Source organism: Saprospira grandis (assembly GCF_027594745.1).
Taxonomy (GTDB): domain Bacteria; phylum Bacteroidota; class Bacteroidia; order Chitinophagales; family Saprospiraceae; genus Saprospira; species Saprospira grandis.
The window spans coordinates 1,533,910-1,550,082 of record NZ_CP110854.1; the positions used below are offsets into that span (position 1 = coordinate 1,533,910).

15 protein-coding genes are annotated in these 16,173 nt (G+C 46.2%); 6 read left to right on the forward strand and 9 right to left on the reverse strand.

The window, feature by feature from the left end; genetic code table 11:
- Position 1 precedes the first annotated feature (1 nt).
- From OP864_RS06085 to OP864_RS06110, 6 genes are all read left to right on the forward strand, one after another.
- Positions 2-691, forward strand: coding sequence for a WbqC family protein (locus OP864_RS06085; RefSeq protein ID WP_270100376.1), 690 nt, complete (start codon positions 2-4; stop codon positions 689-691).
- A 181-nt stretch (positions 692-872) separates the two neighbouring features.
- The gene (locus OP864_RS06090; protein WP_270100377.1) at positions 873-1,817 is read left to right on the forward strand and encodes a glycosyltransferase family 2 protein; all 945 of its coding nucleotides are present in this window, start codon (positions 873-875) and stop codon (positions 1,815-1,817) included.
- Entirely contained in the window at positions 1,807-2,487 is a 681-nt protein-coding gene (locus tag OP864_RS06095; RefSeq protein WP_270100378.1) for a formyltransferase family protein, read from the forward strand. The genes OP864_RS06090 and OP864_RS06095 overlap by 11 nt, the downstream gene beginning before the upstream one ends.
- A gap of 198 nt (positions 2,488-2,685) precedes the next feature.
- Entirely contained in the window at positions 2,686-4,134 is a 1,449-nt protein-coding gene (locus OP864_RS06100) for a WG repeat-containing protein (protein ID WP_015691952.1), read from the forward strand.
- 179 nt (positions 4,135-4,313) lie between these two features.
- Positions 4,314-4,847 (forward strand): hypothetical protein, encoded by a 534-nt coding sequence (locus OP864_RS06105; protein WP_270100379.1) that lies wholly within the window; start codon positions 4,314-4,316, stop codon positions 4,845-4,847.
- 40 nt (positions 4,848-4,887) lie between these two features.
- The gene (locus tag OP864_RS06110) at positions 4,888-5,322 is read left to right on the forward strand and encodes a hypothetical protein (RefSeq protein WP_270100380.1); all 435 of its coding nucleotides are present in this window, start codon (positions 4,888-4,890) and stop codon (positions 5,320-5,322) included.
- Positions 5,323-5,359: 37 nt separating this feature from the next.
- Here OP864_RS06110 and porN (OP864_RS06115) read toward each other — a convergent pair whose 3' ends face one another.
- From porN (OP864_RS06115) to OP864_RS06155, 9 genes are all read right to left on the reverse strand, one after another.
- On the reverse strand, positions 5,360-6,175 hold the full coding sequence (gene porN / locus OP864_RS06115; RefSeq protein WP_270100381.1) for a type IX secretion system ring subunit PorN/GldN: 816 nt from the start codon (positions 6,173-6,175) through the stop codon (positions 5,360-5,362).
- A gap of 389 nt (positions 6,176-6,564) precedes the next feature.
- Positions 6,565-7,464, reverse strand: a complete 900-nt coding sequence (porN, locus tag OP864_RS06120; protein ID WP_270100382.1) for a type IX secretion system ring subunit PorN/GldN — start codon at positions 7,462-7,464, stop codon at positions 6,565-6,567.
- A 222-nt stretch (positions 7,465-7,686) separates the two neighbouring features.
- Positions 7,687-9,363, reverse strand: a complete 1,677-nt coding sequence (porM, locus tag OP864_RS06125) for a type IX secretion system motor protein PorM/GldM (RefSeq protein WP_270100383.1) — start codon at positions 9,361-9,363, stop codon at positions 7,687-7,689.
- Positions 9,364-9,418: 55 nt separating this feature from the next.
- Positions 9,419-10,051: a type IX secretion system motor protein PorL/GldL gene (gene porL, locus OP864_RS06130; RefSeq protein WP_015691958.1), complete on the reverse strand. Its 633-nt coding sequence runs from the start codon at positions 10,049-10,051 to the stop codon at positions 9,419-9,421.
- Positions 10,052-10,657: 606 nt separating this feature from the next.
- On the reverse strand, positions 10,658-11,923 hold the full coding sequence (porK, locus tag OP864_RS06135; RefSeq protein WP_270100384.1) for a T9SS ring complex lipoprotein PorK/GldK: 1,266 nt from the start codon (positions 11,921-11,923) through the stop codon (positions 10,658-10,660).
- A gap of 445 nt (positions 11,924-12,368) precedes the next feature.
- The gene (locus tag OP864_RS06140; RefSeq protein ID WP_270100385.1) at positions 12,369-13,364 is read right to left on the reverse strand and encodes a PorP/SprF family type IX secretion system membrane protein; all 996 of its coding nucleotides are present in this window, start codon (positions 13,362-13,364) and stop codon (positions 12,369-12,371) included.
- Between the two features lie 172 nt (positions 13,365-13,536).
- Positions 13,537-14,589 carry a protein kinase domain-containing protein gene (locus tag OP864_RS06145; RefSeq protein WP_270100386.1) on the reverse strand — a complete coding sequence of 351 codons (1,053 nt, stop codon included), beginning with the start codon at positions 14,587-14,589 and terminating at the stop codon, positions 13,537-13,539.
- Positions 14,590-14,762: 173 nt separating this feature from the next.
- Positions 14,763-15,335, reverse strand: coding sequence for a hypothetical protein (locus tag OP864_RS06150; protein ID WP_270100387.1), 573 nt, complete (start codon positions 15,333-15,335; stop codon positions 14,763-14,765).
- A gap of 12 nt (positions 15,336-15,347) precedes the next feature.
- Positions 15,348-16,094, reverse strand: a complete 747-nt coding sequence (locus OP864_RS06155) for a hypothetical protein (RefSeq protein ID WP_015691965.1) — start codon at positions 16,092-16,094, stop codon at positions 15,348-15,350.
- Positions 16,095-16,173: the final 79 nt, after the last annotated feature.

The following is a 16,173-nucleotide window of genomic DNA, read 5'->3' on the forward strand; positions in this document are numbered from 1 at the left end:
TATGCGCAAGGCTTTTATTTGTCAATCTAATTATATTCCCTGGAAGGGCTACTTTGAGGCCATTGCTCAGGCCGATGTTTTTGTGCTTTACGATTGTGTGCAATATACCAAGAACGATTGGCGCAATCGAAATCGTATAAAAACGGCCCAAGGGCTACAATGGCTCAGTATTCCCGTTCGTCAAAAGCAGCTAAAACAGCGCATTGCCGATACGCAAGTTGCGCAGGCCAATTGGGCCAAAAAGCATTGGAATAGCTGGCAGACGCATTATGCTAAGGCGCCTTTTTTTAAGCAATATGCTCCAAAAATTAAGGCCCTTTATTTGGAGGAAGACCACCCTTTTCTCTCTCAAATCAATAAGCGCTTTATTCTTTGGGCCTTAAAGGAGCTGCAGATACAAACGGAGGTTTTAGAAAGCGTTCATTTTGATTTGCAAGAGCAAGACCCTAGCTTGCGATTGATTGAGCTTTTGCAGCAAATTGAGGCCCAACATTATTTGTCGGGCCCAGCCGCCAAGGCCTATCTGAATGAAGCAGCTTTTGAGGCGGCTCATATCAAATTGGAGTATTTGAATTATGGCCCCTACCCTACTTATGAGCAACTTTATCCGCCATTTAGCGATGCGGTCAGTATTTTGGACCTATTTTTTCATTTGGGGCCAGCCGCCAAGCAGTTTTTTCGGTCCATCTAAACGGCTCTACAGGGCGCAAAGCGCCCGCAGGCTGAGGGATAGTAGGGGGTGGCCGCAGGCCAGACCGAGCTTTTGAGCGCAGCGAAAAAGCGATGGGCCGAGCGAACAGCGAGCCCCCGCATAGCCCGACCCGCCCGCAGGGCGGGGCAGCCCCAAATCATCTAACTTTAACGACTTGCCCATGTCATCTGTAGACTATGCTGTTGTGGTCCCCGTTTATCGAGGCGAAGAGAGTTTGCCCCTACTCTATCAAGAAATCAAGGCTTTTTTTGAGGGGGCCAATTTGAGCTTTGAGCTTATTTTGGTCCATGATTATGGCCCCGATAATTCTTGGGCGGTCATGAAAAAATTGGCGGCTCAGGATGCTCGTGTCCGCCCCTTTCAACTGAGTAGAAATTTTGGCCAACACAACGCCATTATTTGCGGTTTTGCGCAGGTTCGGGCCCCTTGGATCATTACGATAGATGAGGATTTACAGCAGCGCCCCGCCGATATTTCGGCCCTAATTGCCGAGCAAAAAAAGGGCAATTTTGATCTGGTTTATGGCTACTTTGAAGAGCGGCAGCACAATGGCTTTCGGAACCTGACCTCTTGGTTGATGCAGCGCAGTTTGAGCTTGGCCATTCCCGAATTACACCCTCATTATAGCCCTTTTCGGTTGGTTCGTAGCGAGATGGCCAAGGCTTGCCTACAGATGAATAATTCCTATACCTTTTTAGATGGCTATCTGAGCTGGATTACGCAGCAGGTAGGCAGTGTTCGGGTTAGTCATCAGCCGCGACAGGCTGGAGAAAGCGGCTATACGCTGCGCAAACTGCTCAATCATAGCATCAATATTTTAATTACTTTTTCGGACCTGCCCATCCGCTTACTTTCGGGCATTTCGATCATTATATTTATACTATCTTCGGTCTATTCGCTCTACATTTTGCTCCGAAAACTGATTCTCAACGATATTATTCCGGGCTATAGCAGTCTGGTGATTATCCTGGGCTTTGGGCTCAGTTTGATTCTTTTGGGCATTGGCATTTTGGGCGAGTACATCCACCGTATCAATCAGCGCAGCAGCCGAAGGCCCAATTTTTGGCTCCGCGCCTCAGAAAATGAAGAGCAAGATGAAGACTAGGCGCTATGTTTTTTTGGTTTCGGGCGGGGGCGGCAACCTCCGACTATTGGCCAAGTTCTTGGCCTTTGGCCTTTTAAAGGGGGAGTTGGTTGGCGTTTTGGCCGATCGGCCCTGCCCCGCCCTGAGTTGGGCCCAAGAAAAAGGCATTTTTGCCCAGCAAATGAGTTATCGGCAGAGCCAGCCCGAGGAGTTGCGGCGGTATTTGGCCCAATTACAGGCCGATCTGATCATTACCAATATCCATAAAATTATTGATGCCCAGACCTTGGCCCAATTTTCTGAGGCCCATTGGCTCAATTTGCATTATTCCATTTTACCTGCTTTTGCTGGCCTCATTGGCCTAGCGCCCCTAGAAGCCGCCCAAAAACAGCACTTGCCATTTTTTGGAGCAACGGCGCATTTGGTAGAGGAGCAGCTAGATGCTGGGCCGATTTTGGCCCAGGGCATTTTTGCTACCGCTTGGCAAAAAAAGACTAAAAAAGCCCATATTGAGCAAACTTTTCGGGCGGGTGGACTTGCGCTTTGGGCCGCTTTGGCCCAACTAGAAGGCCAAGAACTCGCCGAGCAGCCTGCAGCTATTCAATGGGAAAATGGGCAGCGCATTTGCCTGCACCCCAGCCCCAAAATTCCAGAGCAGCTGCAGCAAGAAACATTTTGGCAAAATATCTAATTTTTTCTTTTTTGGGGCCCGCGGCCGGCTCGGCTGCGCCTCGGTCGGCCGCCGCTATGCTGCGGGGCTCGCAGGTCTGCTCGGCCCTTCGCAAAACTTCGCTAACGCTCGTTTTGCTCGGTCTGGCCTTCGGCCACCCACTCCGCAGCGCTGGGCCAATAGAGCCTGGCAGCCATCCAGAAATTAAACTATTTTCTTATGATTCGATTCTTTTTTATCTGTTGTTTGGCCCTCCTATTTTTTGGGCCCTTAAAGGCCCAACGACCCGACAGCAGCTTTTTGATGGACAATATTTACAAGGTCAAATTGGGCGAAAAAACCCTCTGGGGCTTTTATGAGCGAGAAACAGGAGAAATTCTCAGCCCCGCCGCCTATGATAGCATCAAATATCAGTTTCGCCTAGAACAGGATTTGCGCTATTACGAAATTCAGAAAAATGGAAAATGGGGCCTATTGAATAAGGACCTCAGCGCTTGGATTCCCCCCAAATACGATAAGGTCAATTATCGCTATAAACTAGATCCGGCCCGCATCTTTGTAGAAGTTGGTGGAAAGTACGGCATATTTAATGAAGATGGCAGCGAATGGCTGGCCCCTATTTATGATGAAATCATGTTTGATGGCAACTATTTTAAGGTCAAGCAAGGAGAAAAATGGGGTATCCTCACTATTCGTGGAGAAGAATATTTGCCCATTTGCTTTGCGCATATCTATGACAATTTAGAGCCTAAATACTCCTTGGTTCGCCAAGAGAACAAGCAGCTTTGGTCGGTATATAATTGGTTGGCCCAAAATGGCTCGCCCTGCGAATTGCAGCCCGAGCTCAGCTTTGAGCGGATAGAATACTTCAATGAGTTTTTTACGGTCTATAAAGATGGGCTTTGGGGCGTTGCCAACGATGAAGGAAAATTACTCATTGAGCGAAAATACAAGGAGCTCGAGCCCTTTTCCTTTTTGCCCCTGCGCTGGCTCAAGGTCTTAGAAAAAGATAAGTATGGTATTTTGAGGCTAGATTCTTTGGGGAAATTGGACACTATTCTGGATCCTATCTATGATGATATTGGCATTGACCCAGACAACTACAAGCTGATGGCTCGCTACAAGGGCAAGGAGGACTATATGTATGAGGGCGAAGGCTATTTTAATTTTGCCTATGATGGCATTAAGTACTTTTTGCGGCATCAGCTTTTTATTATAGAGCTCAATGGCAAGGCGGGAGTGGCCAATGTGGAAAAAGACATTTTGATTCCCCCAAAAAAATATAGCAAGCTGCACATCATTGACCGCAACACCTTTATGGTCCAAAAAGGCGGAAAATGGGGGGTGGTTGATGCCCAAAACCGAGAACTCATTGCCCCCGCTTTTACCAACTTTGACTTTAGGAAAGAGGGCTACTTCTTTGCTGCCGATGGCGAAAAATGGGGGGTGGTTTCTCTAAAAAAGGGTATTTTGCTGCCCCCAAAATATGAGGATGTGGTCATTTTGCCCAAAGGCCGTTTTTTGGTCCAAAAAGGCGGAAAATGGGGCGTAGTGGCTGTTGGTGGCCGAATTATTGAGCCCATCAAGTGGGAACGCTATAGCTACCCCAGAGGCAGCGAAGAGATTGAGCTCATCAAAGGGAATAAAAGCTTTAAGTATAAACTTTAATGGAGTCTAAGGCCCAGCCAGGCGGTCCTTGGCCCAGCGCTGCGGAGCGGGTGGCCGAAGGCCAGACCAAAGCCGCCGAAGGCGGCTGCAGGGCCGAGCAGAACTGCGAGCCCCGCAGCATAGCGGCGGCCGATCTAGCCGAAGGCTAGCCGGCCGCGGGCCCCAAAAAACAAAGAAAAATGAAAAAAACAACCATTGCCATCGCCGTTGTGATTGGCCTAGTCATTGGGGGATTTATCCTTAAGGAAGTATTGCTTCAGGGCGAGCTAAAAAGCTGGCAAGAAATGGGCTTAAATGTGCAGGATAAGGAAGAGCTTTCTGTAGAAAACCTAAGCCGAGAAATGGCCAAAACTTGGCTAGAAAAGGACGAAAGTCTGTCGGAGAGCTTGCTCAAAACGATTTCAGAAATGGACCTTGTTTTTAAGTATGTGCAGCGGGCCAAGGCTGGAGAAATCAAAGATGTGTCCTTGCTTTTTGAGCTACAGCGCAAAATTGACCAGCGCATACTTTTGATTATTCAGCTGCCTTTGGTCCAGAAAAATAAGAGCATGCTCAAAACCCTCAGCGAAACCGAAGAGGCCTATTCGCAGTGGGAAGTAGACTATCAGGATAGCAAATATTTTAGGATCATGACCTACACCAATAGTGTTCGGCGGGCACAAATTTCTAATTTGGTGGGGGCTTTGCAGCGAGACAGGCAGCAGAAAAAATAGGCTGTTTTCTCTATTATTTCTAGTAAAAAATAGCTTTATCATGGAAAACAGTCCCTCTTTTCGCTCCTTATCTTTTGTCCTTTTTGCCTTAGCCCTGGGCGTTTTGGGGACCGTCTACGTTTTGCAGGAAGTAGATTTTAGAAAAAAGACTCGGCCCGAGTACATCCTTAGTACAGAGGTTTTGGACCTTCAGCTTCGTCAGTTGGGTATTTTTAGCCAGCTGCGCTTAGAGGCTGTTGCCGTAAAAACCTGTGAATGTTTGAAAAAAGGGGAAAATGATGAGCTTTACTGTGCCGAATTCACCTACAATGACCGAATTCGGGATAATGTTCGGGAGTATTTTCAGTTGAGGAATGAATTTGAGGTAGATTTAAAGATCAACCAATTGCATTTTTCTTTGCTTCAACAAAATTGCGATTATCCGAAGATAGACAGTTTATTTGAGGCCAAAATGCTGCATTTATATCGCCAATAAAAAAAGGGCAGCCGAGCTATCGGCTGCCCTTTTCGCTTTAATAGGTCCAGAGATCATGTTCAAAATTTCGGATTTTCTCCTGAATTTTCTCGGCTTCTAGCAGAGCCTGCATCCCTTCTGCATAATCTTCAATTCGGCGATCCTGCAAATTAGACTGCTTAATAATCAGGGAGCTAAAGAAGCGGGCATCTAGGGCATCGGCCCAGCTCATGGGCGTATTATAAGGGGTGTAGCTTCTGCTTTTGGCCAGTGCTTGTCGGGCATCTGGATAATAGGCCCAAAAGAGGGGGCGGCGGGCCAGAAACTCTCCATCCTCGCCATATTCTTCTACAATTGGGGCCAGGCCTAAAATTCGCACATCTAGTTTTCCTCTTTGCAAATCAAAGTACCAAACCTCTTTGAGGCGGTAAGCCACAATATTTTGATAATTGAGGGGGGTATAAATGGCGATATGCTCTTCCTCCAAAGTTTCTGGATCAATGACAGTTGTGGTATCGGTTTCGCCCAAAATTTCTTTGCGGTCGGCAGGGCAAAGCGGCTGGCTAAAGCGGTCATCTATAGGGTGGTAAAGCGTAATTTCTCCAGATTCTGCGGCCTTAATCAGTGCTGCGATCAGCTCTTGATCTATAGCGGCAAAATGCTGATTTGCTTTTTCGGCCACAATAATATCTCGCCAAATTCGGGTTTCCCAAAAAACGTCTCGCTCTTCCAAATGCGAGTATTGCAAAAGGGGCGGAGCGGCTTGGCTGCTGAGCTCCTGATTATTTTCTGGGGCCTCAAAAGTATATTGGGCCAAAAGCAGCTGGGGGCCCAAAACGAGCAGGGCCCAAATCATCAATTTAGGATAAGCCATAGTATCGTTTTTTTATGAACATCAAGCAGAGCGGTCCGATGAATTCGATAGGTAAATCTATATGCCTTTTTTAGCGGCAAGTTAGGAGTAAAGCTTATCTCAATAGAAGTAATTTTTTAGGACAAATAATTTGGGGCTGCCCCGGCCTTCGGCCGGGTCGGGCTATATCGTGGCTCGCAAGTCTGCTCGGCCCTTCCTCGCCTTCGGCTCCTTGGTCTGCGGCTTCGCCGCACCACTTTCTATCCCTCAGCCTGCGGGCCCATACTGGGCCCTGCAATACGCAGAAATAGGACCAATTTATTCTAAAAACGAAAAGAGACGTTCTATTCGTATAGAACGTCTCTTAAAAAAAGTAGAAAGCAGCTCAGCTGTTTTCTGTAGACCGAGGTCTAGTATGTCCAGAGGTCGTGCTCATAGTCACGGACCTGCTCCTTAATTTTATCGGCTTCTAGCAAAGCATCTACACCAGACTTATAATCTTGGATACGGCGATCATGCACATTAGACTCCTTAATGATATAAGAAGAGAAATGTCTTGCTTCAAACACATCCTCCCAGCTCATGGTATTCAAGTCGTTGGTAGGATTATAGCAAGCGTGTTGGGCCAAAACTGGGCGGATGTCGGGGTAGTATACCCAAAACATGGGACCAGAGTTAATAAAGTTTCCATTATCATCATAACGATCCTGGATAGGTGCGATACCTAGGATACGCACATCCATAGCAGAAGTTTCTTCATCGAAGAACCAAACCTCTTTGAGGCGGAACTGTCGTACGTCTTCAGGGTTGAAGGGGTTGACAACAGGCTCGATAATTTCTTCTAGTGTTTCGGGGTCAAAAGTAACAACGGTGTCAATTTTGGTCCCTAGTGTCTGCATTTCTTCTTTTGGGATGGGGTTACTAAAGTTATCCCCATCAGCTCCTTCTAGACCTTGCACCGAGTAGGCGGCAATATCATCTTTACGAGCATGATCCAAAAGAATCATAATGAAAGGCTTACGGCCAGTAGTGGCTGCAGCGGCAAAGTGGTGGTTTTGCTTTTCGCGCACATCGATGAGGCGCCAAACGCGTTTTTCCCAAAAGACATCTTTTTCATGTAGATAGTCATAAGGGATGATCAACTTTTTGGAGTTAATATGACGTTCATAGATATCGTCACGGGGTGTTTCCTGAATTGGATTGTTTGATTCGGTAGTGCCGATAGGCATCCTTTGAGCCGAAACTGTTAGGTTAGCAGCCAACAGAAACATAAATACCAAGGCAGACTGAAATAAGGCAGTAGCATTCATTGAATTTAACAATTTAAGTGCGAGGCTTAGCTAGGGCCTCAGAGTGAGTTAAATGTTAAGAAAGAAAAAAAGCGTAATCTTTCTCTCGCTTGTGAAAGACTCACCGAATGCGAAGGAAGTGATTTTGGTTGTGGAGCCTCTATCACTAATAAAGAAAGTTGGTTGCTTCCTTAGATTAACGAAAGACAACCAACTTCTATTTTATTCAGCTACCAAAAACTTCTAGCGAATTTGGAAAGCCAAGCCGTTTAGTTTACGACCTACAGCATCACCGGGGCAACGACCTTTCACATCAACGAATTGGAAAGATCCACCAGGTTTAGCAGCTCTAACAGAGTTCAATACTGTACCAGAGAATGTACCACCGTTGTTCTTGGCAGGAACGGGGTCCTGACGAGGAGGTGTGTAGTACATAGTAAAGCTTTGGATTTTACACTGTGCATCGAAGTCAAAGTTCTCCAATTTGGCGATTAGACCTCTTTGTACACGCATTTCACCTGCTTTTACTACTCCATCACTTGAACCATTTGTCAAGATAGCAATAGGATCGGGAATACGCTTCACACGGAAGGGGTAAGAGCCCAAAGCCTTTCCTGTTTTCTTGTTAGTGACTACGATATTGCAGTACTCTCCTTTTTTGGTCATTTTGGTAGCGTTCACGATGAACTTACCTTTACCAGCAGGCTTGAGTTTTGCTCCTCCGCCACCAGAGATAGAAACAGAGATATCATTTGAAGAAACACCAGCAGCAGCTACAGAGATGGGGTTATCTACACCAATGTAGAATACGTTCATCTTGTCGGCAGCAACAGTTACTGAAGGTACACCTACTTCATAGGCAAACTCTTTGCTTACGCGCTCAGTTTCACCAGTAAGAGGGTTTTCTACAGTAATAGTAGCGGTATACTTCTGCGTACCTACAGAAGAAGGCTTAGCCGTAAACTTCGCTTTAGCATCTTCTACAGAAAGGGCGCGACCGCCAACATTTACAGAGAAGTTTGCTTGGCTAGAGTAAGCACCCAAGGCGATTTCTGCTTCATAAGTCTCACCCAAAAGGATATAAGGCTTAGTAGAAGAAGAGAATACATCAAACTTGTCATAAACGAGTACTTTGTTCCCCATGTTGTTAGACAAGAAGTTGATTACCTGAGCAGCGGCGTTTTTCGCATCATTCTGATACTTACGGAAAAGAGGATAACAAGCAGCTACAGGCATGTAACCGAATACATAAGCTTCCCAAGAAGCCTTACCTGCTTTTTTCCAGATCTCGTCATCGATTTCCTCGAGTACCAAGTTCTTCTTAAGCTTTTCGATTTCAGCTTTGTCAAACTTAACCCCTTTCATAGGTGTTTTTTCGTTCAAAGCAACGATATCGTCAAGTACTTTAATCAATTTTCCACGAGTAGAAGTAATAAGTTCTTTCAACTTAGCTCCTTGGCCTTCATCAACCAAAAGACGCTGAGTAACATCCTTATTTTTCTTACCCTTAGGCTTACCGTCGAGTTTTTCTTCGGCGCCTTCAACGATTTTACCAATAGTAAATCCTTTACCTTCCCACTTTGCTTTGTGGTCAGCGGTAGAATAAAGTCCACCAGATTCGTTGGTAATGTTTACACGAAGTTCGTCGATATAATCCAACAACTCTTTGATTTCGCCGGGTACTTTGTCAGCAGCGGCATGGATAGGCTTTAGTGCAGGCTTCTCATCTGAAGTTGTTTTCATCGCCTCAATTGTCCCCTTAAGACCTTTATCAACGATTTCGTTTGTGTGTTTAATACCTTTATCGAGCATAAAGAAGGCATTGATGATTTCGGCCGAGACGTTCAAGGCCAACATAGCCGTCAGTACTAGGTACATCAGGTTAATCATCAGTGCCCGTGGCTCCTTTGGAATTGCCATAGCTTATAATGATTTTTTGGAATTCAAAATTCAGTTTCTGTACTTTATGCTAGAATTAGGCTTTTTGGCCCATAGCAGAAAGAACATTACCGTAGACAGAGTTCATTGACTTGAGGTTCTTGTTCAACTGAGTCAATTGCTCTTTGTATACGCGAGTATCTTCTAGAGATTCGCTGATGCTTTCTACGGCCTCACCCAAAGCTGAAGCAAATTTGCCAGCACCTTGAGTTACTTTTTTGATTTCGCCAAAGTCAGCTTCTTGAAGAGCCTTCAAAGAAGTCATGCTCTTAGCCATGGTCTGTAGTTCACCGATCATAGCTTTTTGTTGGTTCTCGATTCCAGAAGTATCCAATTTGATGTTACCCATCTGCTTGCCCAATCTTTCGATTGTTACGTTTAGGGCATCACCGTCAAAAGATCCGCCACCTTGTCCGATAGCTCCTTCGATTGATCCACCGTGAGTATCTAGACCGGGGTATAGTTTTTCCCAGTAGTACTCTTTGTGAGGGGGAAGAAGACCCATCATGATAAATAGTCCTGCCTCAGTCAAAAGACCAGCAGTCAACATTTCAGATGCACCAGGCCAAGACTGGATTTTAAAGAGGGCTCCTACAAGTACAACAGATGCACCCACACCGATAATCAAGTTTTTGATGTAAGCGAAGCCACTAGAATGAATAAAACTCATGACGCTAAAGTTTTAAATGGTTAGTGAATGAAAAGGGTTTTCTCAATCAATAATAAAGAAAGTAATAATAGTGTGCCCTTAGCTCGAGGGCCTCCTTGAGGCTAAGGGTTCGTAAGTATAAGACAATTTCTTAAAATCGTTACACTTTTTATAACATTTTTTTTGAAAGGCCCTTTTGATGGGCTTTTTCAGTTTTTCTTTTACTGTTTTGCCCAAATTTTATTTGGGTTCTTTTCTTTTTATTTGGGCTTTTTTCGCCCTTTTTTTTGCCTTTTTCGGGGCTGCTTTATTCTCTTAATACAGCCTTGGGGCATTGGTTACAGTTTGCTGGCTAAAAATATCATTTTTTTTATAAAATGCCAATTTGTTCTTGGCCTGCCCTTTCTTGCGCTTAACAGGGCGCGAAGCGCCCGCAGGCCTAGGGATGGTAACTGGTGGCCGAAGGCCAGACCGAGCTTTTTGAGCGCAGCGAAAAAAGCGAAGGGCCGAGCGAACAGCGAGCCAGTGCACAGCCCGGCCGCCGCAGGCGGCAGGCCCCAAAAAATAATAAAAAAGGCGCCACATCATTGAGATATAGCGCCTAAAGTATTTTTAGCTAAATGTAGCCTAGTTGAAGTCGTTGATTGAGCGACCGAGGAAAGTCAATACACAACGGAAACCGATGTAAGACTTGGTAGTATCTTGGTACTCCCAGTGGCGAGTTCCCGTTTGGATATAATACATAATATCCTTCCAAGAACCTCCGCGGATTACCTTACGCTTCCAAGTATTGGGATCATCTTCTTCGGCATCGAAGCGGATATCGGGCTGCAAGTCATGAATAAATGCATAGGCATTCTCGTAATAAGCAGAAGAGGTCCATTCAGAAGCATTTCCGGCCATACAGTACAAACCGTAATCGTTGGGGAAATAAGCATCCCCTTTTACGGTGTACAAACCACCATCTGCGGGATAATCACCACGGCCGGGCTTAAAGTTGGCCAACAAACAGCCTTTGGCGTTACGCACATAGTATCCCCTCCAAGGGTAAGGAGCCAATTCGCGGCCACCGCGAGCGGCATATTCCCATTCGTGTTCTGTGGGCAGGCGGAAATCCTCTGTATTTACTTCTTCGAAAGCGTTCCAAAGGTTCGTTCTCCAGTAGCAGAACGCCATAGCTTGCTTCCAAGCCACACCAACAACGGGATAGTCGTCAAAGGCGGGGTGCCAGAAGTAGTTCCGTGTCATGGGCTCATTATAAGAGTAAGTGAAGTCACGGATCCAGCAAAGGGTATCGGGATAAATGCGGATAGCATCTTTACGGATATAATCGGCGCGATTGTGTTTCTCCTTAGAGAAGCGGTTAAAATCGGTCTTCCAGTCAAAGTCCTGAGCGGCCTTTTTCCAGTCATACCATTGGTAATCATAGACCAATTGGCGGATATCGATATTTCTGCGGTCTCCCAATTGCTCGGCACCAGAATAGAACATTCCGTCTAGTGCTCCACCGGGCTCCCAATCGAGCTCAGCCTCCCAGTCAACGCCCTGAACGCCATTGGGGTGATCTACAGTATGGCCCATTTGTACGTGAGCGATAGAATCGCGCACCCAGTGTACAAACTGACGGTATTCGTTGTTGGTAATTTCTGTATCATCCATAAAAAATCCTTGGATAGAGACCTGTTTGGGTCGAGCTACCAAAGAGTGGTTGACATCCTGATCGCTGGGACCGATATGTAGGGCACCCGAAGGTACGTACTGCATTCCGTAAGGATTGATAGGCGACCAAGAGGGACGGTCCATAACACCTATAAGTTGTCCATTATCGCGCGGAGCGCAAGAGAACAGGAGCAACGTGCTGGCAATGACGGCTAGAATTTGCTGTTTTTTCATGTTCGCACCCGAGTTTAATTTCGTTGTTTTTCGTTAATAATGCCCCTCAATCCTAAAGGCTTAAAGATTAGAGTTGCGTATGATCCGTATATAAAGGCAATAGGCCCTTTTGGCAAGTAGGCCTTTTTTTCTTTTTTCTTAGTTGTTCATCTTAAAACTAGGCCAAGGTTAGCAGCTAATCAGAAAATTATTTCAAAATTATTGCGGTATGTAGCTTCGTCTTGACAAAGTCATCATAGAAACGGAGGAGCAAAAGCAATTATTTTATTAAAAATTGCTTTTTTCCCAACTTTCTTTTAGAGGGCTTCGTTTCGCCCCCTTTTCCCCCTAATTTTTAACAAATTGGGGCCGAGGACCCACAAAGATAAAAACTATCTGCATAGAATAAAAAAAGTAGCTCCTTTGTCCAGAGCTACTTTTGTTTTTTATTTCCTTCCCTTTCTCCTTATAAAAATCGGGGATTGTAAATGACCTTGGCCGGTAATTCTCTGCCAATGGGTTCTTGCAAATTATAATTTAACATAATTTCATGCGAGCCGCCATTGAAGTTACGCAAGCCCGATATGCTCAAATCATAGGCATAGGCCATTTTTAGCTGCTTATTCAGCCGCCAGCCCATCACTAAAACAACGGCATCCAAGCTTTTGCTATCATAGCCCCGCAAATTGATTCCCCCATAAAATTGGTCCTGATAATGCGCCAATACGCCCAGTTCTGGCTGAAATTTGGTCAAATCGGTTTTCAATAAAAAGGTCGGCTGCAATTTCCAATCGCCCTGCCCATCCAAATCAAAGGTATAAGAGCCCGATAAAAAATAGTTTCGGCTGCGCAGCTCATGGTCCACCGCCTGATCATTTAAGGCCAAAATAGGCTCGGTCAAATAATTAGAGGATAAACCCAACTGCAAACGCTCATTTTTATAATATATCCCAAAATCTGCCGTGGCCGATTGCGCCTGACTTACGCCCAAGGGGATGATCCCATCATTATGGTCAAAAACTCCACTATCTGTATTATAAGAACCATCTGGCGCCCGAAATGCGCCCCCATCTACCCGCTTTTGCAAATAGCGAAAAGCCGCACCTACCGATAATTTCCCCTCGCCAAGATCAATAAAGTAGTTATAAGAAAACCGAAAGTTGGTGTTGGTGTAGGCATTGCCATCCAAACCCCGATAATCTTGCTCCACCATAAAGCCTACCCCACTATTAATATAGTTAATAGGCAAATGCGCCGAAAAATTAAAGCTCAAGGGGCTGCCCGCAAAACCGGTCCACTGCTTCCGAAATTGGCCCGTCATGCTCAAAGATTCATCTAAACCCGCATAGGCCGTATTATAATAGTAGGGGTTCCAGGGCTGCAAACTATATTGCACGGCCTGCTGCCCATAGGCATTCCCCAAGAAAAAGAGGGCAAAAAATAGGAGTAACTGTTTTTTCATGGCTTTTCTTTTTTTTATTTGGGGCCTCCGCTGCGGCTTCGCCTTGCGGCGCTACGTTGCAGGGCTCGCTATTCGCTCGGCCCTTCGCCAGCAAGCTGGCTCGGTCTGGCCTTCGGCCACCCTTTCACATCGCTAGGCCAGGGCGGTTTTGTCCCCTCAAAATTCATGCACACTAGCTCAAACTAGAGAGATAATAGCCTAGGGCCAAGGCCCCGCCCAACCAAAGCAGTATTTCCCAAATCGTAATCGGCTTGCTTTTCTGTCGTTTAAATTTTCTTTCTAAAAAGGGCGTCTTTTCCGACTGCTCTTCTTCTTCTTTTGGGGCCTCTGCTTTTTCTGCTTCTTGGCCCATATAGGCCAAGGTCTCTAATACAGAAACTTCTGCCGCGGGAGCGGCCTCCCAACTTTGAGCATAGTCTTTAGCGGGACCAGTTTCCCAGGCAGCGGCCAAGGCCTCAAAAGAGGGCCAGCGCTTGCCGGGCTCTTTTTGCAAACAGCCTTCTACTAGATAACGCAGCTCAAGGGGCAAACGTCTAAGCAGCTCCCTAGGTAGCTCCCCTTTCAGAATGCGGTTTTTAATTTTTGCATTAGTTTGCTGAGGCGATTTTTGGCCAAAAGGCAATTGGCCTGTCCAAAAAGCAGTAAGCAAGACCCCAAAGGCCCAAATATCTGCAGGGGGACCAATGGCCTGCCCCTGCAGTTGCTCGGGAGCCAAATAGGCATAATCCAGATGAAAATAATTGGGCAAGCTTTCCTTGGCCCCATAATTTATCAACTGCCAGTCTAAGGCCTCCTCTTCTTTAAATAACAGATGTTCTAACTTTAAGTTCTGTAAGCAATGCCCTTCTTTTTCTAAGAAAATCAGCAGTTTGAGTAGTTCTTGCAGCAAGCCTAGCTTTTCTTCAGCGGTCAATTGGCTGCGGCGGCTGGCCCAATCTCCGCCAGCGCAATAGTCCATTAATATATAGTATTGGACGACCTCCTCCTCTCTAAAAATGTGCACCGCCTGATAGGGCAATAAATGAGGATGTTCCAATTTTTTAGCCTCTTCATAGAGGCGGCCAAAGAGCCCATCATCAAAATTGGGGTGCAGCTCTAGGACCTTTAGGGCCAAGAGCTGCTCCTCTTGGTCCTGAACTCGATAAACAGAGCCCAAGCCTCTGGCAGGCAAGGGCCGAGCATAATCTATTTCGTATTGCTGGCTAAATTCAGCGATATTTTTCATCTTTCTTTGACAATTTTGATCCCGCGTCTAGCAGCGGGCGAAGCCCGCTGGGCCTAGCGCTGTGGAGGGGTGGCCCAAAGGGCCAGACCAAAGCCGCCGAAGGCGGCTGCAGGGCCGAGCAGACCTGCGAGCCCCGCAACATAGCGCCGAGGAGCGAAGCGAGGCGGAGGCCCCTAGTCCTCCCCTACTCCCAACTGAAAATCGATCAATTCCATTTGGGTTTCTAATTTTTGGCCAATCCCAAAATACTGATGTAGAGTCACGCCCAATCCCCTGGCATATTCTACTCTTTCGTAAGGGCCAATTTGGTAACTAAAGCGGTCTTCATAGCGTTTGCCCAAAATCTCTTTTGGGGGCAGGCGTTTGGCTGCTACCTGCATAAAGACATCGCCCTTGCAAGTATTGTAGCTAGCCGAGTCGGTGGTGGGCAAATAGAGCGGCGCCAGAAACTCCCCTCCCCCACGGCCTTGGCAGCGGACAAAAAGGCTATCGTTTCGGAGCATCCATTTGGCCTGATTGAGGTCCAGATAGAGGCCATCGGCTTTTTGTTCAGTTTGCAGCAGCTCTAGTTTTTGTTCTATCGGTTCTTTTTCTTGATTATGAAAGGTATAGCGATAGGTCCAGACCGTGCCTTTTTGGCTAGGAACAAAAGCCATTTTTTCGGGAGTTTGGCTAGGCAATTTTTTACTGCCCTGGCAGGCCGACAGCAGCAAAGCAAGGATAAATAGGGAGTACAATTTAGGCATAGGGCGTGTATTTTATTGGCTCACTTCTTGGCGAATTTGCTTCATGAGGTAATTCCAATCTTCAAAGGGGAAACGGCCTTCTTCGCCCTTGGCGTGGGCTTTATTGCGGATAGAATAGCAGGCGTATTGGTCGCTTTCGAAGAGCCAGCCGAGTTTGCGGTCGTAGCGCCAGTGGTACTCGCTATCTTCATAATAAAAGATGGCGATTGGTTTTTGTTCTACCTTAGCAAAGCCCTTAATTCGGAGTTCGTTGAAGGCTTCAAAGGTTTTTGCGGCATAATCGGCGGTTGCTTCTTCGCTATCGAGGCCAACAAAATCGTGTAAAAGGGCATGGGCCAGATGGCGGTTGGTCCATTTTCCGCCTTGTTTTTCCCAATAAGAGAGCAAGAGGTCTAGCTCTTCGGGAGAAAGGGCGTAGGGGTGCCAATTTTCAAGGTTCCACCAGCCCATCAGTTGTTTTTCTTGATGCGGGGCGGCTAGGTAGAGGTATTTTTCGCCTCCTTCTGGGTGCGGGGTATATTCTAGGCGGAGCGTATAGCCTCGGCCGCAGTCAAATTCGAGGACCAAAATGCGGTTAAAGCCTTCTTGGCGTTGGTTGCCCACTTTAAAATCGAACTGTTCTCTTTCAATTTTAAAATCTTGGCCCAGCGCATCTAGCCATTGGTCTACCATTTCCTCAGTTACTTCAGATCGTTCTAGGAAGCTGAAGAGGTTCCAGAAAGCCAACTTTTTAAAAGTGGCGGGTATTGTTTGTTCCATAGTTTTGTATTGAGGGGCTAAAGATACATTAGATTATCTAGAACTCATTTAAAAAACCTTAAGCTTCTGTGGGGGCAAA